Annotated in this window: 23 protein-coding genes; all 23 read right to left on the bottom strand. The window is 70.3% G+C overall.

The annotated features are described in order from the left end of the window. Positions 1 to 9: 9 nt before the first annotated feature. Positions 10 to 453, bottom strand: a complete 444-nt coding sequence (locus tag ABTZ43_RS07135) for a flagellar biosynthetic protein FliO (protein ID WP_350538325.1) — start codon at positions 451 to 453, stop codon at positions 10 to 12. A gap of 3 nt (positions 454 to 456) precedes the next feature. Next, positions 457 to 1,113: a FliM/FliN family flagellar motor switch protein gene (locus ABTZ43_RS07140; RefSeq protein WP_350538326.1), complete on the bottom strand. Its 657-nt coding sequence runs from the start codon at positions 1,111 to 1,113 to the stop codon at positions 457 to 459. Further along, a complete protein-coding gene (locus ABTZ43_RS07145; protein WP_149422930.1) occupies positions 1,113 to 2,033 on the bottom strand; it encodes a FliM/FliN family flagellar motor switch protein in 921 nt (306 codons plus the stop codon). The genes ABTZ43_RS07140 and ABTZ43_RS07145 overlap by 1 nt, the downstream gene beginning before the upstream one ends. A gap of 6 nt (positions 2,034 to 2,039) precedes the next feature. Next, complete coding sequence (locus ABTZ43_RS07150; protein ID WP_149422929.1) at positions 2,040 to 2,849, bottom strand: OmpA/MotB family protein; 810 nt, start codon at positions 2,847 to 2,849, stop codon at positions 2,040 to 2,042. Next, positions 2,846 to 3,646 carry a motility protein A gene (locus ABTZ43_RS07155; RefSeq protein WP_350538327.1) on the bottom strand — a complete coding sequence of 267 codons (801 nt, stop codon included), beginning with the start codon at positions 3,644 to 3,646 and terminating at the stop codon, positions 2,846 to 2,848. The genes ABTZ43_RS07150 and ABTZ43_RS07155 overlap by 4 nt, the downstream gene beginning before the upstream one ends. Positions 3,647 to 3,648: 2 nt before the next feature. After that, positions 3,649 to 3,879, bottom strand: a complete 231-nt coding sequence (locus ABTZ43_RS07160; protein WP_056417938.1) for a flagellar FlbD family protein — start codon at positions 3,877 to 3,879, stop codon at positions 3,649 to 3,651. Between the two features lie 401 nt (positions 3,880 to 4,280). After that, a complete protein-coding gene (locus ABTZ43_RS07165; protein WP_350538328.1) occupies positions 4,281 to 5,447 on the bottom strand; it encodes a flagellar hook protein FlgE in 1,167 nt (388 codons plus the stop codon). Between the two features lie 31 nt (positions 5,448 to 5,478). Then, entirely contained in the window at positions 5,479 to 5,928 is a 450-nt protein-coding gene (locus ABTZ43_RS07170) for a flagellar hook capping FlgD N-terminal domain-containing protein (protein ID WP_056417944.1), read from the bottom strand. Between the two features lie 9 nt (positions 5,929 to 5,937). Beyond that, positions 5,938 to 7,395 (bottom strand): hypothetical protein, encoded by a 1,458-nt coding sequence (locus ABTZ43_RS07175; protein ID WP_350538329.1) that lies wholly within the window; start codon positions 7,393 to 7,395, stop codon positions 5,938 to 5,940. Then, complete coding sequence (locus ABTZ43_RS07180; RefSeq protein WP_350538330.1) at positions 7,392 to 7,757, bottom strand: hypothetical protein; 366 nt, start codon at positions 7,755 to 7,757, stop codon at positions 7,392 to 7,394. Before ABTZ43_RS07180 ends, ABTZ43_RS07175 begins: the two co-directional genes overlap by 4 nt. Then, positions 7,754 to 8,179 (bottom strand): flagellar FliJ family protein, encoded by a 426-nt coding sequence (locus ABTZ43_RS07185; protein ID WP_350538331.1) that lies wholly within the window; start codon positions 8,177 to 8,179, stop codon positions 7,754 to 7,756. The genes ABTZ43_RS07180 and ABTZ43_RS07185 overlap by 4 nt, the downstream gene beginning before the upstream one ends. Beyond that, positions 8,176 to 9,504 (bottom strand): FliI/YscN family ATPase, encoded by a 1,329-nt coding sequence (locus tag ABTZ43_RS07190; RefSeq protein ID WP_350538332.1) that lies wholly within the window; start codon positions 9,502 to 9,504, stop codon positions 8,176 to 8,178. The genes ABTZ43_RS07185 and ABTZ43_RS07190 overlap by 4 nt, the downstream gene beginning before the upstream one ends. After that, positions 9,501 to 10,139, bottom strand: a complete 639-nt coding sequence (locus ABTZ43_RS07195) for a FliH/SctL family protein (protein ID WP_350538333.1) — start codon at positions 10,137 to 10,139, stop codon at positions 9,501 to 9,503. Before ABTZ43_RS07195 ends, ABTZ43_RS07190 begins: the two co-directional genes overlap by 4 nt. A gap of 122 nt (positions 10,140 to 10,261) precedes the next feature. Then, complete coding sequence (gene fliG, locus ABTZ43_RS07200) at positions 10,262 to 11,347, bottom strand: flagellar motor switch protein FliG (RefSeq protein WP_350538334.1); 1,086 nt, start codon at positions 11,345 to 11,347, stop codon at positions 10,262 to 10,264. After that, on the bottom strand, positions 11,344 to 12,984 hold the full coding sequence (gene fliF, locus ABTZ43_RS07205; RefSeq protein ID WP_350538335.1) for a flagellar basal-body MS-ring/collar protein FliF: 1,641 nt from the start codon (positions 12,982 to 12,984) through the stop codon (positions 11,344 to 11,346). The genes fliG and fliF overlap by 4 nt, the downstream gene beginning before the upstream one ends. Further along, on the bottom strand, positions 12,984 to 13,304 hold the full coding sequence (gene fliE / locus ABTZ43_RS07210) for a flagellar hook-basal body complex protein FliE (protein WP_056417967.1): 321 nt from the start codon (positions 13,302 to 13,304) through the stop codon (positions 12,984 to 12,986). The genes fliF and fliE overlap by 1 nt, the downstream gene beginning before the upstream one ends. Then, a complete protein-coding gene (locus ABTZ43_RS07215) occupies positions 13,304 to 13,696 on the bottom strand; it encodes a flagellar basal body rod protein FlgC (protein WP_056417970.1) in 393 nt (130 codons plus the stop codon). Before ABTZ43_RS07215 ends, fliE begins: the two co-directional genes overlap by 1 nt. Beyond that, positions 13,693 to 14,040: a flagellar basal body rod protein FlgB gene (locus tag ABTZ43_RS07220; RefSeq protein WP_056417973.1), complete on the bottom strand. Its 348-nt coding sequence runs from the start codon at positions 14,038 to 14,040 to the stop codon at positions 13,693 to 13,695. Before ABTZ43_RS07220 ends, ABTZ43_RS07215 begins: the two co-directional genes overlap by 4 nt. A 108-nt stretch (positions 14,041 to 14,148) precedes the next feature. Further along, entirely contained in the window at positions 14,149 to 14,427 is a 279-nt protein-coding gene (locus ABTZ43_RS07225; protein WP_056417976.1) for a hypothetical protein, read from the bottom strand. A gap of 6 nt (positions 14,428 to 14,433) precedes the next feature. Further along, positions 14,434 to 14,859, bottom strand: coding sequence for a flagellar export chaperone FliS (gene fliS, locus ABTZ43_RS07230; protein ID WP_350538336.1), 426 nt, complete (start codon positions 14,857 to 14,859; stop codon positions 14,434 to 14,436). Between the two features lie 39 nt (positions 14,860 to 14,898). Further along, entirely contained in the window at positions 14,899 to 16,263 is a 1,365-nt protein-coding gene (fliD, locus tag ABTZ43_RS07235; protein ID WP_350538337.1) for a flagellar filament capping protein FliD, read from the bottom strand. A 102-nt stretch (positions 16,264 to 16,365) separates the two neighbouring features. After that, entirely contained in the window at positions 16,366 to 17,190 is an 825-nt protein-coding gene (locus tag ABTZ43_RS07240) for a flagellin N-terminal helical domain-containing protein (RefSeq protein ID WP_056417985.1), read from the bottom strand. Positions 17,191 to 17,305: 115 nt separating this feature from the next. Beyond that, the coding region (locus ABTZ43_RS07245) for an RNA polymerase sigma factor (protein ID WP_350538338.1) at positions 17,306 to 17,811 on the bottom strand (506 nt) is incomplete at its 5' end.

A 17,811-nucleotide genomic window follows, 5' to 3' on the forward strand; every position in this document is an offset into this window, starting at 1 on the left:
GGGTCGATGTCAGGCGACGGACTTCAGTGCGCGATCGACGATGTCGTTCTGCAGCTCGTCCGTCTCGGCCGTGTCGCGCTCCGCCGGTTCGCGTCCGCTCGCTTCGTCGTCGTCGAGGAGCGGAGCCTCCTGCGTGTCGACGACGTTGATCCCGTGCTCGGTCACGCCGAGCACGTAGCGGATGCCGCCGAACTCGGCCACGACGAGCTGGGCCCTGGCGCCGATGCCGGATCTCGCGACGACCGTGATCTTCTCCTGGCGGGCACGAGGCGGCGCCGTCGTGCGCGTCGGCCGCAGCTCCGCGAGTCTGCTCAGACGTTTCGGCAGGAGTCCGGACAGCGGGCTGACGCCCTTCGCCTGCGACTTCTGGAGTCGACGGCTGAGGAAGAGCAGCAGGCCGAGCACGGCTCCGAGCGCGACGATCGCGCGCAGGGCGATGAGGATGTCGTCCATCGTTCAGACGGCCTCTGCGCCGTCGAGGATGCGCTCCACGCGGATCGCGAAATCGCCGTCGGCGACCACCACGGTGCCGTGGCCGATGAGACGGCCGTTCAGCTTGATGTCGGCGGGGGATCCCGCCGCGCGGTCGAGCTCGACGACGCGTCCGGGTTCGAGCGACAGTACGTCGCGCACCGGCATCCGTGTGCGTCCGATCTCGACGACCAGCTCCATCTCGACGCCGGCGATGCGACTCAGCCGCTGCGGCCCGGGAGCGACGTCGGCCCGCGCACCGTCGATCCGCACGGCGGCCCTGGCGACGACGCTGCCCGCGGCGTCGACCATGTCGAACACCTGGGTGCCCGCATCGGTGAACACCTCTGCGGCGTCGAGCACCTCGCCCCCGCCCAGCGATCCGCTGCCCAGCACGGCCACGGCGGCCTCGAACACCGGATGCAGGCGATCGGCCAGCGGCGCGCTCTTCGACCCGTCCTCGAGCTGCGCGGGGTCGACCACCTGGATCGCCAGGCGGGCGCCCGGGCTGCCGGCGAACGCGACGACGACCGCGTCTCCGGACGCACCGGGGTCGGTGGACGGCGCCGGGATGACCGGGAAGGCGAACGGCAGCCTGCCGGCTATCGCGGCGGCGACGGCGGTGGCGTGGAAGGTGCTCATCAGTGGGTCTCCTCGGAAGTGCTCGTGATCATGCAGGTGAGGCGGGAGCCCCTGCTGCCCGGTGTGGCGAGGCCGATCGGCGTCTGCCCTGCCACGAGTTCATACGGTCGCGTCTCGGGATGCGGCAGACGCAGAAGGTCTCCCGGCGCGAGATCGAGGATCTCGCCGGCGCCGATCGTGAGCGGCGCGAGGCGCAGCGTGATCTCCAGCGGAGTGCTGCGGACCTGCTCGAGGGTCTGCCCGGCCGAGTGCCCCGGGTCGGCATCCGAGCCCGTGGCTGCGAGGCGGTCCACGACCGCGGAGGCCGGGAGCATGACGGTCGCACTCGTCTCGGAGTCGCCCAACCGCATCGTGAAGCGCGCGACGATGACCGCGGCCGTCGCGGCGACGACCTGGAGGTACTGCGGGTTGTAGTGCACCGCACTGAACCGCGGCGCACCGGGCAGCAGGGCGTCCAGACTCGCATGCAGGTGCTCGAAGGTGCCCTCCATGAGATTGCGCACCAGCGCGAGTTCGATCGGGGTGAAGGTGCGGGGCTCGGGCAGCGCCGTGCTGCGGCCGCCCATCATCTGCACGACCCACAGCAGTGCGCCGTCGAGGCCGAACTGCACCACGCAGGGCTCGTCGCGGTCGACGAAGGAGCCCGCGACCATCGCCGTGGTGCTGGGCAGGGTGTCGGAGTACTCCTCGTAGCTGATCAGCTCGACGCGATCGAACGCGAGGTGCGCACGCACCCGGATCTTGTCGGTCAGCTGCGACGACCACAGACGGGCGAAGGACTCGAATGCCGCCTCCAGGTGTCGGGTGCTCTCGCGCCCGAGCTGTGCAGGACGGCCGAAGTCGTACGCGGGGTGGCGCACGGAGGCCGGCTCGAGCACGGTGTGTGCGCTGACGACGGTCGACTCGGCGGTGGTGCTCATATCTCCTCAGTCCTTCGACGCGGCAGCGATGGCGGGGATCAGAGCCCGCACCTGCTCGGCCTCGGTCGATTCCACGACGATGTCGACGCGACGGTTGCTCGCCAGCGCCTGCGGGCTGTCTCCCTGAGCGATCGGGCGGGTGTCCGAGTACGCCGTCGCCTTCACCCTCGGCCCTCCGACACCCTCGTGCTCGACGAGGAACCGCGCGACCTGGGTCGCCCGCCCGCCGGACAGCTCCCAGTTGGTGGGGAACGGCAGCGCCGACACGCGATGGTCGGCATGCCCCTCGACGCTGACCTGGTTGTCGACCGTGGTCAGGACGTCGCCGATCGCGTCGAGCACCGAATCGGCCTTGGCCGAGAGCTCCGTGCTGTTGTCGGCGAAGAAGGTCTCGGCGCCGACCAGACCGACCTGCAGACCGCGGTCGTCGATCACGAACTGCACCGTGTCCTGCAGGCCCTGTGTGGCCAGGGACGCGGTCATGCGGTCACGCAGCTGCTCGAGCGACTCGAACTCGGCCTCGGCCCTGGCGGTGAGATCCACCACCCCGTCGTCGTCCTGCAGTTCCTCGGGGACGACGATGCCCTCGGCGGTGTCCGCTCCACCCTCGGTGCTCTCCTGCCCGAACCCGGTGGCCAGGCTGTTGGCGAGGAGCTCGAACTTCGTCTTGTCGACGTTCGACACCGCGAACAGGACGATGAACAGGCACATCAGCACCGTCACCATGTCGGCGTACGAGACCGCCCAGCGCTCGTCGGGCTCGTCGTGCGCATCGTCCTCGTGCCCGCGGCCGCGTGTCCGACGGGCCGTGCTCATCGGGCGTCCTCGGCGGCCGGTGTCTGCTCGCGCTTCGGCTTCTTCGCCTTCGGCTTGACGGTCGAGAGCGCCTCGAGCCGCTCCTGCAGCAGGTGCGGAGCGCTTCCCGCCTGGATCGCCAGCATGCCCTCGGAGACGAGGGTCATGCGCTCGAGCTCCACCGCCCCGATCCGGCCGAGGCGACCGGAGATCGGGTTCCAGATGAAGTTCGCCGACAGGAGTCCCCACAGCGTGGCGACGAAGGCCGCGGCGATCATGGGCCCGAGGTGATCGGGCTCGTCGAGCTTCTCGAGCACGTGGGTGAGCGAGACGACCGTGCCGACGATGCCGATGGTCGGCGCGTAGCCGCCCAGGGACCCGAAGAACTTCGAGGCGACGCGAGTGCGCGACGCGGTCGCGGCGATCTCGTCATCCATCACCGTCTGCAGATCCTCGGGGTCGGTGCCGTCCGCGAGCGCCTGCAGTGCCTGCCGGGTGAAGGCGTCGGGGGCGCGGTCGAGCTCCTGCTCGAGCGCGAGTAGTCCCTCGCCGCGTGCCTTCTCGGCATACCCGACCAGGAACGGGATCACGGCCTCGGGGGTCATCTTCGGACCGCGGACCATGCGTCCGAGACTCTGCACCGCGAGGATCGTGTCGCGCAGGGTGTGACTGGCGATGCCGACGCCGATCGTCGAGCCGAGCACCAGGATCATCGGGGCGGGGATGAGCAGCGCCTCGAAGCTCGCGCCCTCCATCGTGATCATCGCGACCAGGGCGCCGAACGCCAGGACGACGCCGATGAGGAATGCGGGATCCACGATCAGATCCGATCCTGCGCGGCGAGCGAGCCCGTGGTCAGGGACTGCGCGACCCCGAGCACGCGTGCGCGATACGCGACGATGCGCTCGATGACCTCGTCGAGGGACTCCACGACGACATGCACCTTGCCGTCGACCATGTGCAGGGTCGTGTCGGGAGACGAGAGGATGCGTTCGATCAGGTCCGGGTTCACCGCGAACCGCGTGCGGTCGAGGCGGGTGACGATGATCATCGAGAAGGCTCCGGGCGTCGGGCGAGTGGGAGGTCCGTCCGACTATCGCGACGCTGTGAGCACCGGGTAACCGGCGTGCGGACGTGTGATGCCGGGTGCCGCGGTCCGATGCCTGCCGCCCGCCGTACCGTCTGCCGCGCGCCGTACCGTCTGCCGCCCGCCGTACCGTCTGCCGCCTGCCGTACCGTCTGCTGCCTGCCGTACCGTCTGCCGCCTGCCGTACCATCTGCTGCCTGCCGTACCGTCTGCAGGACCACGGCACGTCTGCAGGACAATACCGGCCGTCCGATCCGGCATCCGTGCTTCGATCCTGCAAACGGACACAAGCCGGACCTGCTTCGGGCCTGCAACGGACACCGCCTCGGGACCCGGCGACCGGGGCCCGAGGCGGTGGCACGACCTCAGCGCTTCAGCTGCGTGAGCTCCTGCAGCACCTCGTCGCTGGTGGTGATGATGCGGGCGTTCGCCTGGAACCCGCGCTGCGCGACGATGAGGTTCGTGAACTCCTGCGACAGGTCCACGTTGCTCATCTCGAGAGCACCCGAGACCAGATCGCCGAATCCCGCGTCTCCCGGCTCCCCCACCCGTGCTCCGCCCGAGTTCACCGAGACCCGGTAGGCCGTCCCGCCGGCCTTCTCGAGTCCCTCGGGGTTGGCGAAGGTCGCCATCGCGATCTTGCCGAGAGTCTGCGTCGCTCCGTTGCTGAAGGTGCCGACGATCGATCCGTCGCCGGTGATGCTGTACGACTTCAGGGTGCCCGCCGCGGCCCCGTTCTGCTCCGAGACCGCGACGGTCGACAGCTCGGCGTAGCCGGTGACGGCGCCGAGGTCGACGGTCACGGCGCCGGCGACGAGAGTGAGACCGGGAGCGGCCTGAACTCCGTTCGTGAACGCGAGTGCCCCCGTGGCACCGCTGGCGGGATCCGTGACGTCCCAGCCCGCGGCGGTCCTCGTGAACGTCAGGCTGAGAGTCGTGGGTGTGCCCTGCGCGTCGTACACCTTGACATCGCGCACGAGCTCGTCGCCCACCGCAGCGGTCGAGGGCAGGTTGCCGGTCACCGAGGCGGCCGTCGTGGCGCGCGCCGGCGCCACCGCGTCGAGGGGAAGCACGATGTTCCCCGTCGCCTGGCCGGTGCTGACGATGCCGTTCTGCGCCGACCAGCCCTGCACGACCGCGCCGTCGGCGGTGACCATCTTGCCCGTGGGGTCGAACGAGAAGGCCCCGGCGCGGGTGTACAGGGTCTCCCCTCCCGCACGCACCGCGAAGAATCCGTCGCCGGAGATCATCAGGTCTCCCCCACGGCCGGTCGCCTGCGCGGAACCCTGCGCGAAGTTCGTGCGGACTCCGGCGACCTGCACACCGAGTCCGACCTGGGCGGGGTTGCGGCCGCCGACCTCGTCGTCGGGGATGCCCGGATTGCCGACGAGCTGCGACAGGGAGTCCTGGAACAGCACCGAGGACCCCTTGAAGCCGGCCGTGTTGACGTTGGCGATGTTGTTGCCCGTGACATCGAGCATGGTCTGGTGCGAGCGGAGTCCGGAGATGCCGGAGTAGAGCGAGCGGAGCATGAGGGTTCTCTCTTCCTGTGGGAGACGGAGGTCAGAGGGCGGCCGGGGCGGGAGCCGCGGGGGTGGTCGGGGTGGTGACGCCGGTGATGGCGTCGAGGGAGACGGTCTTGTCGCCGATCGTCACCTGCGGGATGGGACCGTCGAACGACACCTTGGTGACGATGCCGGAGACGGTCGCGCCGTCGGCATCCTTGTAGCTGGCCTGCTGGCCGATGAGCGCGCTCGCCGCCTGGCGCATATTCAGGGCGAACGCCTCGGCACCGCTGTCGGCGAGGGCCGTGAGCTGCTCCATCATGGCGAGCTGGGTGGTCTGCGAGATCATCTCGTTGGTGTCCATCGGACTCGACGGGTCCTGATGGGTGAGCTGGGTGACGAGCAGTTTGAGGAACACCTCGCCGTCCAGCACCTGCTTGCGTGCGGCCGGGTCGATGGTGCTGCCCGTATGGATGGCGCTCGGTGCGCCCACGGCGTCGACGGTCATGTGGTCCTCTCAGGCGAAGATGTCGAGACCCGCGCCGACGGCGATGGTCGTGGTCGGGCTGACTGCGGGTGACGTCCGACCGGGGTCGGATTCCGGATGCTGTCTCGGTCGCCCGTCGCTCTCACTCGCGCTCGGGTCGCCGGCCGCTCCCCCGGCTCCCGGCTGGCCTCCGCGGTCCGAGGGCGACTCGGCCCCGGCGTCGACGCCCATGCTGAGGGTGGCGTGGGGCATGACGCCGGCCAGATCCCGCCGCAGATCGACGAGCATGGTGCGCAGTGCCTCTCGTCCGATCTCGGTCGCGCCGCTGAGCTCGACCTGCACGTCGCCGGCCGCGCTGATGTGCGCGCGGAGGGTGACGGGTCCGAGGTTGTCGGGGTTCACCGTGAGGGTGAGCTGATGCGTGCCCGCGGGGCGCTGGGCGATGCTCACGACGACCGGCGACACCTGGGCCGCCACGGCCCGAGTGCTCGCGTCCGCCGCATCGGGGGCGGCGAGCGGTGCGGTCGAGGGCACGGGAGCGGGTGCCGTGGCAGCGGTCGGCGTCACCGAGGCGGAGGGCTGAGCGCGCTCGACAGCGATGGCAGGCGCGTCGTCCACCGCGGCCGACGCGCCTTGCGATGCCGCGACACCGGAGGGAGCCGCCGCACCGAAGGTGGCATCGACGGCGGCAGAGGTGGAGGCCAGGGCGGCAGAGGCGGACGCAGTGTCGGGAGCGGTGACGGACGCGGAGGGTGCGAACGCGGCCGGAGCGGCGGCCGGCATCGGGGCCTCGGCCGAGACGCGTGACGACCCTGCCGGGGTGACCACGGTCTCGTCCGTGCCGCGCGATCCCGCCGGCCTGGCCGCGGTGTCCGATCCCGACGCGGCCTGCGGGGTCCCGACGTCGCCCGCACCGGTCGTCGCCGGAGTGACGGTCGTCGCCGGGATGCCGATCATCGTCGGTGTGCCGGTCGACGTCGACGCACCCGTCGCGGTCATGCCGGTCGGCGCAGCAGTCCCTGCCGTGCCGGTCATCGCCGGTTCGGTCATCGCCGGTTCGGTCATCGTCGGGTCGGTCATCGCCAGGTCGGTCGGCGAGAGCGGAATCACCGGCACTGACGACGCCGGCCGATCGCCGCCATCCGCCCCCGACGACTCCGGCGCCGTCATCGCTTCGTCGGCAGGCGTCGAGGCACCGACCGGCGGCGGCGTCACGGCGTCGGCCGAGGACCCCCGCTGCGCCGCGAGCTGCAGCAGCAGCGCTCCCGTCCTATCCGCACCGATCGGGGTCGACCCCTCGGAGTCGCTGTCGGAAGGAGCACGCGACGCATCCTCCTCGCGGACGCGGAAGTGCGATTCGCAGAGCCGAAGGTCCTGGTCGGAGAGCACGGATGAGAAGTGCGCGACCGAGCCGCCTGTCGCACCGCGATCGACCTCCCGCTCCGGTGTGACTCCCGGCACCGGTCCCAGCAGGCTCACGGCGCTCATCCCGCCATCTCGATGATCTTCCGCAGTGAAGCCGAGGTGCCCCCGAGTGCCGCCGAGTCGGCGGACCCGGCCGCGAACAACGTCTGCAGAGCGGCGGCGAGATCGGCGCTGCCGGCGGGTGTCGTCGGATCCGCAGCACCCGAGACGGCCCCCGGCGTCGCGCCCGGTGTCGTCGTCTGGGCACCCGATGCCGCCTGCGCCGCCTCGAGCATGCCCGCGAAGGTCGCCGCGCTCGCCTCTCCGGTCGCGGCGCTCGTCTCCGTCGGTGCCTGCGCGGCCGCGGCTCGCGCCGCCGGGTCCAGCGAGACGATCCGGCTCTCGATGGCCTCGACGCGGGCGATCGCCGCGTCGATCCCGCTCACGCGGCGCTCCCCGCGTGCCGGGTCGTGCGGGCCACGGCGATCTCATCGAGGGCGGTCTGCTCCGCCGCGAGGTCGACCCTCGCAGCCTCGGTGCGATGAGCGTCCTCGAGACGCTCGAGCCCCTTGAGCTCGCGTCGCGCGTCGATGTGGGCCGATCGTGCCGACGACTCCTCGATCCTGCGCATCTCGACGAGCGCCTGCAGATCGCTCAGCGTGCTGCGACCTGCGGCACGCGCGGCGGCCATGGCCATCAGCGCGCGAGGATCGTCGATCTGCGCGCTGATCTCGGAGAGGCTCGACACCGCGTCGGTCACGGCGTCTTCGGCATCGGTGCGCTCCGCACTCGCACGCGAGAGGTGCTCGGCGGCGACACGCTCCTGGGCGCCGCGCACCCGAAGCAGTCCGGACAGGGTGAAGGTCATCGGGCGAGCCCTCCGAAGTCGGTGGTGAGCGCGGCGAGCTGCCGCCAGGAGTCGTCGGACGCGGTGAGGTCGTCCATCCGCTGCGTGAGAAAGCCCGAGATCGCCGGCTCGTGCGCGAGAGCGGCGTCGACCAGCGGGTTCGCACCGGGCCGATAGGCACCGATGTCGATGAGATCGTTGGCGCTGCGGCGGGCAGCGAGCACGCTCCGCAGTGCCACCGCATCCTGTCGCTGCGCCGGGGAGGTGATCTTCGACACGACGCGCGAGATCGAGCCGAGCACGTCGACGGCCGGGAAATGCCCGCGGATCGCGAGGGCACGGTCGAGCACGACATGCCCGTCGAGGATCCCCCGCGCGGCATCAGCGATCGGCTCATTGTGATCGTCGCCGTCGACGAGCACGGTGTAGAGGCCGGTGATCGAGCCGGTCGGGCCGGTGCCGGCCCGCTCCAGCAGCCGCGCGAGAACAGAGAACGTGGAGGGCGGATATCCCCGGGTGGCGGGCGGCTCTCCCGCGCTGAGGCCGATCTCGCGCTGCGCCATGGCGACACGGGTGAGGGAGTCCATCATCAGCACCACGTCGAGCGCATCGTCACGGAAGCTCTCGGCGATCCGCGTGGCGACGAAGGCCGACCGCAGACGCGCCATCGCCGGCTGATCGGATGTCGCGACGACGACGACGGAGCGCGCCAGTCCGTCAGGACCGAGATCGTCTTCGAGGAACTCGCGCACCTCGCGTCCGCGCTCTCCGACCAGCGCGATCACGGTGACATCCGCCGTCGAGCCGCGGGCCACCATCGACATCAGTGACGACTTGCCGACGCCCGACCCCGCGAAGAGTCCCAGACGCTGCCCGGTGCCCACGGGCGTCATGGTGTCGAGCACGCGTACGCCGAGTCCGAGCTGGCGGTCGATGCGCTGCCGATCCATGATGCTGGGGGCGTCGTGATCGAGTGAGACGAAGGACGCGCCGGGCCCGAGCGGGCCTTTGCCGTCGATGGGGCGGCCGAGCCCGTCGAGGACACGACCCAGCAGCGCTCGGCCGGTCGGCACCTGCAGGGGCGCTCCCCCATGACGCACCCGAGCCCGAGCGGTGATGCCGTCGACCCTGCCGAGGGGCATGCACCGGGCGGACGTGCCGTCGATCGCGACGATCTCGGCATCGACCGCTCGCGAAGCCCCCGCGTCGATGCGCACCCGGTCTCCGACGGCCCCGTCGAGACCGGCGATCTCGACTCCGAGTCCCCGCACCGACGTCACCGTGCCGAGGCGTTCGGGCCGCGCAGCGTCGAGCGCACGCCGCCATGCTGCGGTCGCCGCGCTCATGCGATCGCCTCGAGGTCGTCGTCGCCGCGGAGCGCGGAACTCGCACGTGCCAGCGCCCCGGCGACGCGGGTGTCGACGGCGCCGTCCTCGACGCGGACGATCGCTCCGCCGGCGTCCACCGTGTCGGAGGCCGTCGCCGGGATCCGCTGCAGGGTCGGAGGCTCGTCGTCCTGCAGCGTCTGCAGGTCGCGGGTGCTGAAGGTCACCCCGGTCCACCGGTCGACCGGGACCTCCGCGAGCGCCCGACGCAGGGCGTGGGCAGCGGATCGCGCGGCATCCGAGAGCTCGACCCCGAGGATCACCCGGGCCAGGTCCACCGCGAGCTCCTCGAGACGATCTGCTGAGAGCGCACTCACCTCGTCGACCCGTCGCCGGTATTCCGCCTGGGCCGCGTCGAGAGCAGCGAGTGCCGATCCGCGCTGGTGCAGGTAGGACTCCCTGAGCTCCTGCATCCGCTGCTGCTGAAGGATCTGCTCGTGCTCCGCCGCGTCGAGCGCGATGCGCCGTCCCTCGGCGAACCCGTCGGCGTAACCGCGGGTTCGCGCCCGATCGGCCTCGCCGCGGATGTCGATCGGAGTCTCGCCCACGCGCGGAACCGCCAGAGGCGTGAAGGCGGAGTCGAGCACGATGGACACCTCGGGATCAGAAGACGAGGCCTGTCCGTGGCCCGAAGGTCGAGCAATCCGTGCTCTGTGGGAACTATCGCGACGGTCATCCGCTCCCGTAACCACGGCGGCCCTATCCGTCTCGGATGCACTCACTCGATGAGCTCGTCCTCGTCCTCGCGGGAGATCGTGATCTCCTCGGCGGCTTCGAGCTCGCGGATGACGCGGACGATCTCGGCGCGGGCTTCGTCGACCTGCCGCATCCGGACCGGCCCGAGCACGCGCGTCTCCTCGGCCAGGTTCTCCTGGTTGCGCTCGGTCATGTTGCCCTTGACCTTGTCGAGGATCTGCTCGTCCGCGCCCTTGAGCGCCAGCGCGAGCATCCGCAGGTCGATGCCGCGGAGCACGCGCTGGGCGTCGCGATCCTCGAGCCTGGCGATGTCGGCGAAGGTGACCATTCGGCTGCGGATGTCCTCGGCCAACGCCAGATCGCGTCCCTCGAGGCTCGCGAGCAGCGACTTCTCCAGCGCGGTGTCCGAGCGGTTGATGATCTCGACGAGCGGCTGCACCCCGCCGATCGACTCATGGTTGTCCCGCATCGCGAACACGCCGGTGCGTGCGCGCAGCGAGTCGGCCACGATGGAGATCGCCTCCTGCGTCGCGGTGCCCATCGTCGCGATCGCCTGTGCAACATCGGTGCGCAGCGGATCCTGGAGGGCGGCGAGCACGGCGGCAGCCCTGTCTGCTCGGAGATTCGCCAACACGACGGCCACGGTCGTCGGCAGCTCGCCCTCGATGATCGTGGCGAGCTGGGCAGGATCCGCCGCATTGAGGAAGTCGAACGACACAGAGCCCTGCGACATCACCCGGCCCACCATCCCCACCGCCTTCTCCCGCCCGAATGCGGTCTCCAGCAGCCCGGTGGCGAGCTCCTGGCCGCCGCGCGAGGGCACGGAGCCGCCGGTGGCGATCCGTCGGAATTCGCCGAGGGCGCGGGCGGTCGAGGCGAGATCCACTCCGCCGAGCTGCGTGAGCTCCGCCGCCAGCATCTCGGCGCGCTCCTCGCCGAGATGACGCAGCACCTCGGCGCTCGCCTCCCTGTCCATGTTTATCAGGACGATGGCCGCCTTGCGCAGCCCGGTCATCTGCGGCACCGGCATCGGCGCGATGGGGGGCGACGCGGTCGACACCTCCACGGTGTCGGCCTGAGCATCGAGCATCTCGGTGAGCAGGCTCATACCGTCGCCTCATCCATCAGGTCGGCGAGAGCCGTGGCGATCGCGTCGGGCTCCCGCTTGGCGAGGTCATCGATCTCGCGGCGGCGGCGCTCGACGAGCACCTTGTCGGGCTCGGGCTCGTCATCGAGGTCCACCGAGGCCGAGGGCAGCAGGGTGGTCGGTGCGGGCATCGGGATCGCCTCGGCGTCTTTGAGCCCCCGGAGGGACTTGAGCTTCTGCTCCTCGCTCTCGGTGACGGTCGCGAAGTACTCGATCGGCCCGTCGTCGGTGTACATCACACGCCGCTTCATACGGCGACGCACCACGAGATAGACGATCAGGACCGCGACCGCGAGCAGGATCGAGCCGCCGATGATCGCCGACCGCAGCAGCTCCTGCTGGAACTGCTGCTCTCTCTCCGCCTCCGCGGCCGCGAGGGCGGTCTGCGCCGCCGTCGCTCCGGCCTGGGTGAACTCGACGAACTCGACCGCGATCTCATCGCCGCGTTCGACGTCGATCCCCGCCGCCGACGCGACCAGCGATTCGATCTGGTTCGCGGTGACCCCCGTCACCGCCCCGCGGTTGAGAGCGATGCTCACCGTCTGCCTGGTCACCTCGCCGGCGGGAGTGACGGTCTTCTCGGTCGACTTGTTCACCGCGTTGCTGCGAGATGTCTCCTCGAACTCGTACGCCCCCTCGCCGTCTCCCCCGTTCGGCACGGCGATGTTGTCGGGCCCCAGGACGCCGGTCCCGCCGGCCTGGCCGCCGTTGTACGTCTCGGTCTTCGTCTGCTCCGAGGCGCTGAGGTCGCCCTCCGGCGCGGAATAGGTCTCATCCATCCGCTCGGAGGTCGAGTTCGCGACATCGGCCGACACGGTGACGGTGGCGTTGCCGGGGCCGACGATCGTCTCCAGCATCCGGCTGACCGAGGCCGCGACCTTCGCCTCGTGCTCGGTCGCCTGCTTCGACGAGCTGCCGGTGAGACCGGTGCCGACCGCCGAGAGCACCCGACCGTCCTGATCCGTGACCGCCACGTCCTCCGGGGTCATGCCGGGGATCGATGCGCTCGTGAGATGGACGATCGCCTCGATCTTCTCGTCGCTGAGGGACGCGCCGCTGCGGGTCTTGACGAACACCGAGGCGGTGGGACTCTGCTGCTCCGAGACGAACACGCTCTGCTCGGGGATCGCCAGCTGCACGGATGCCGTCGAGATCCCCTCCATCGCACCGATCGTTCCGGCGAGCTCGCCCTCGATCGCGCGCTTGTAGGTGACCGACTGCTGGAACTCGCTCGCGGTCACGCCCATCTTGTCGAGCAGCGTGTATCCCGCGCTGGTGTCGCCGGGCAGACCGGCGGATGCGGCCGCGAGGCGTTGCGCGTAGACCTGGTCGTCCGGCACGAGGATCGTCGCCCCGCCCTCGGTGAGCTCGTATCCGACGCCGGCGGACTTCAGCTGCTCGACGACCGCCGACGCATCCCCCGCGCTCAGTCCGGTGAAGAGGGGGCTCATCTGCGGCCGGGTCAGCCAGGAGCCGAGCGCGACGGCGCCCATCACCAGCAGCGCGACGCCGATGACGGCGATCGTGCGCTGGGCCAGAGAGAAGCCGCCTACGACCCGCTTCGCGCGGTCGTAGTAGCCCGTGAGCATCGTGGGCATCAGGCCTGCATCCTCATGATCTCGTTGAACGCCGAGACGCTGCGGTCTCGCACGGCGACCACCAGATCGAGGGTCACCGAGGCGCGGGTGGAGGCGATCATCGCCTGGTGGATGTCCTGCAGGTCTCCGGTCACGGCCTGCACCGCGAGCTCGTTGGAGGTCGACTGCAACTGCTGCAGACTCTCGACGGCTCCGGTGAGCGAGGTCGCGAAGGCACCGGCGGATGCCGGTGCACCGGCCGCGTCGGGACCCGTCTCGAAGCTCAGCGCCGACAGCGGCGCGACACCGGCGGCGGACACCGCGTCGATCGGACCGCTCATCAGCCGCGTCCGATCTGCAGCGCGGCCTCGTAGGTCGTCTTCGCGCGGTCCACGACCGCGGCGTTCGCCTCGTAGCCGCGCTGCGCGAGGATCAGCATGCTCATCTGATCCCCGAGCTCGACGTCGGGGTACTGCACGTAGCCGTCGTCGTTCGCGTACGGATGCTCGGGGTCGTAGACGAGTGTGCCCTCGGCCTCCGATTCGACCACGCCCGCCACGTACACCCCGGGGCTCTGTGTGCCCGCCTGCACGGCGACGTACTTCTCGCGGAACCCCTCCTGACCCGGAGGGGTCGCGGTGTTGACGTTCGCGATGTTGTCACTGAGCGCATCGAGCCATTTGCGGTGCGCGGTCAGCCCGGTGCCGGCGATGCCGATCGCATCGAACGTCATGCGGAGGCCTGACCGATCGCCTTGCTGATCGACGAGGCCTGGCCGCCGATCGCCTGACTGGCGAACTGGAAACGCAGCACCGTGTCGATGTTCGAGAGGGTCTCGGTGTCGAGGTTGACGTTGTTGCCGTTCAGCCGGGTGGGCTCGAGCGACCGCTCGACCGTGGCGGCGACCGAGCCGGAGCCGTTCGCGACGGCCGTGCGCAGCTCGTCCTCGAACTGCACGCGCTGGGCCCGATAGCCGGGGGTGTTGACGTTGGCGATGTTCTCAGCGATCGAGCGTTGGCGCAGCGCCAGCCCGTCGAGGGCGCTGATCAGCGCGGAGGAGGTGACGGATTCGAGCACGGGGGCACTCCGGACGTTGGTGGAGAGGCCGATCCGTGGCCAATCGTCGAGCGATCCGTGCTCGGAGCGGACTATCGCGACACCGATGCTCCCCCGTAACCCTCGCGGTCACCCTTCGATGTCGAGGTACGCGGGACGATCCTGCCGCCCTGTCGGCACCCGACGCAGTGCGGCGATCTCCCGCGCGACATGCGCGCGCGACGCCGTCAGCGCGCCGATCATCAGCTGCTGGCGCGCGAGCACGGCCTCGGCCCGTTCTCTGAGTTCGTCGGGAACGGGTCCGGGCGGCGCGTCGAGGGGCCGATCGTCGAGCGTCTCGTCGGCGGCGTCGAGCGCACGCTCGAACCTGTCGAGCACCGCCATCCAGGCGGTCAGCGCCTCGGTCATCGCGCGTCAGCCCAGAGCCGAGACGCGCGGGGCCGAGACGCGCGGAGCGGCCGCGGCGGTCAGCTCGGCCGCCTCGTGCCACGCCTCGCGCAGGGGCGCCACCAGCTGACGGCACTCGAGGGTCGCGGCGCGATCACGCGAGACGTTCGCCGAGATGAGGCGCCCGGTGAGGTACGTGTAGACGCCTCGCAGCTCCGCCGCGGCGTTCCAGGCGTCGGTGAGCGAGCCGTGCAGCTCCGCGACGATCGACTGAGCATGCGTGAGGTGCGTGTTCGCCGCGTTCCAGTCCCCGGCGTCCTGCGCGGAAGCCGCTCGGTCGATGTCGACCAGCAGGCGGTCGTACAGCAGGGTGAGCAGACGTTCGGGCGTCGCGGACGCGACCTGCTGCTCCAGGTACTGCTGCTTGGCCCGGTCGAGGGAGGTGAGTGCCATGATGTGCGAGCTCCGGTGGGTGGTGGTCGGGAGGACGGGTCAGTCGCCCGAGGACGGCGAGAGGCCGGCGAGCTGGCTCGTCAGCCACGAGGACTGCGACTGCAGCTTCGAGAGCTGGACCTCGAGCTGGGCGTAGGTGCGCTCCAGCGTCGCGCGGCGCTGGTCGAGACGGACATCCCAGCGCTCGACCTGGGTCTTGAGCGTCTTGACCTCGTCCTCCTGGCCGGTGATGCGGCTGGTGAGCAGCCCGTCGTACTTGTCGGAGTACTGGGTGGTCACGCCCTGCAGCCGCGCAGCCACGCCGGAGAACAGCTCCTGCGTGCCCTCCGCGTCGGCGGCGAGGGCCGCGGCGAACTTCTCGGCGTCGAAGGACAGCACGCCCTTGTCGCTGACGGTGATGCCGATTGTCGAGGGAGAGATGCCGTCCACCGGATGCTGCACGGCGTTGGCCAGCGCACCCCGCAGGTTGCGTACGGTGCTGTCGCCCGTGAAGACACCGAGGGTGGTCGTCTCGCCCACCCCGCCGACCGTCGCCGTCGATCCCTTGTCGATGCGGGTCAGCAGGCTCGCGATCTCCTTGATGAAGGTCTCGGCGGTCGTGGTCTGCTTCTTCGCGTCGCGCGCCACCGTGACCGTCACGGGATCGGCGCTCACCGCGGTGACGGTGACCTCGATCCCCTCGCCCACGGTGATCGTGTTGCCGGGGTGGGTGAGCACCTGCTCGGCAGCGGTTCCCGCGAACAGCCGGATGCGGGCATCCGCTCCCTGCGTGATCAGCGCCGCACCGGGCTGGGCTCCGAGATCCGTGGAGGTGCCCGCCGCGACCTCGGCCGCAGTCCCCCGGTGCACGGTGAAGGCACCCGCCGCGCCTGTCTCGGCGGAGGTGAGCTGGATGCGTGAGAGCGGTGCGCCGTCGGCATCCGTGCCCGCGGGCACGACGGTCGCGCTGACTCCTGCCTTGGAGTCGTTGATGGCCTTGGCGAGGTCCTGGGCGCCGGTGCCCAGCGGGGTGACCTCGACGGCCTCGCCGTCGGATCCGACGACGGTGAAGGGTCCGCCCCAGCCTGTCGATCCGGCGGCTGCGGTGACGAGGGAGTGGGCGGTCGCGACCGCGTCGACCACGACGGCGGTCGAGAAGGCGCTGGCCTTCGCTCCCGCCGAGACCGTGACGGTCTCGGACGATGACGAGGCGGTGAACGCCGCGAGCGAGGTCGCGGATGCCGCGGTCTTCGCCTTCGTGACGAGCTCCTGCAGCGTGGTGTTCAGCGACTGGAGGTTCGTGATGATCGAGTTGCGATCGGCGATCTTGTTCGTGATCAGCGTCTTCGGGATGGCCGAGACGTCCATCATCGCCTTGATGAGCTCTTCGGTCTTGAGCCCTGATACGAGTCCGTCGAGTTTCATCCCGGTCGTCTTCCGTGCGGTGCGGTCGAAGGTGTCCTACAGGAAGGCGCCCGAGCGGAGGTGACTCCACCCGGGCGCCCTGCGCGCCTCAGGCGCAGCGACTCAACGGAGCAGCTGCAGGACGCCCTGACCCGACTGGTTCGCCTGCGCGAGCATGGCGGTACCGGCCTGCTGCAGGATGTTCGAGGCGGTGTACCTGACCATCTCGGCGGCCATGTCGGTGTCGGCGATGCGGCTCTTCGCGGCGGAGAGGTTCTCGGCCGAGACCTGCAGCGAGTTGATCGTCGACTCGAAACGGTTCTGCACCGCACCGAGACCGGCGCGAGCCGTGGAGACGGCCGTGATCTGCGTGTCGATCGCGGCGATCGTGGTCAGCGCGTTGGCGGCGGTGTCCACCGTCAGCCCGCCGATCGTGGCACCGAGACCCGAGAAGTCCGTCAGCGTGACGGCGATCTGGTCCTCGGCCGCCTCGGAGCCTGCGCCGACCTGGAACGTCAGCGTGGCCGCGCTGTCGAGCAGCTTGATCCCGTTGAAGTTCGTGCTCGCCGCGACGCGGGTGAGCTCCTCGCCGAGCGTGTCGATCTCGGTCTTGATGGCGGTGCGCGAGTCGGCGTTGTTCGAGTCCGAACCCGCCTGTACCGCGAGGTCGCGGACGCGCTGCAGGATCGAGTGGACCTCGGTCAGGGCGCCTTCCGCGGTCTGGATGACCGAGATGCCGTCCTGCGCGTTGCGAGCGGCGACGTTCAGGCCGTTGACCTGCGAGCGCAGGCCCTCGGAGATCGCGAGGCCGGCCGCGTCATCGGCTGCACGGTTGATGCGCAGACCGCTCGAGAGCTTCTCGAGCGACTTGGACATGTCGTTCTGGTTGATGGAGAGGTTGCGGTACGCGTTGAGTGCACCGACGTTGGTTGCGATCTGAAGACCCATGAGTGTTCCTCCGTGGTTATGGGGCTGAATGCGGGTCCGTCCGTGGACCTGCACAACCGACATTCGCGACGACGGCAGCCGCGGTAACCGCGGTGGAGCAATTTTCCCGCCGCGCTCAGACGGCGGCGAGCAGGGCGCCGGCGCGCGCCGGCATCGCGATACGGGCCGCCGCCGCAATCGGGGCCGGTGCCGCGGTGCGCGCGGGACCGAAGAGGGTCTCGAAGAAGCCGGCCTTCGCCTTGGTCGAGCGGTCGCCCGTGGTGCCGCCCTCCCAGGCCTCCATCGCCTCGCGCATCAGCAGCAGCCCTCGGGAGCGCAGCTTCGACACGTAGGCGTGACTGACCTCGAGCTCCTCGGCGATGTCCTTGACCGTGCGGTCCTCGAGGTAGATGCCGCGGACGACCTGCTGCATCGCGGCGGGCAGCGCATCGACGACCCGGTTGACCATGTCGCGCGTCTCCGACTGCTCCACCGCGTGCTCGGGGAGGATCACGCTGTCGGTGAGATCGACGGCCTGCCGCCCCGTCTCCACATCGAAGTGCTCGTCGAAGCTGATGGCGGAGCGCACCATCTCGTCGAGCTGCAACATCTCGGCGACGGCGTCGGCGCCGAGGCCGGACT

The organism is Microbacterium sp. NPDC097977, from assembly GCF_040302605.1.
GTDB lineage: Bacteria > Actinomycetota > Actinomycetes > Actinomycetales > Microbacteriaceae > Microbacterium.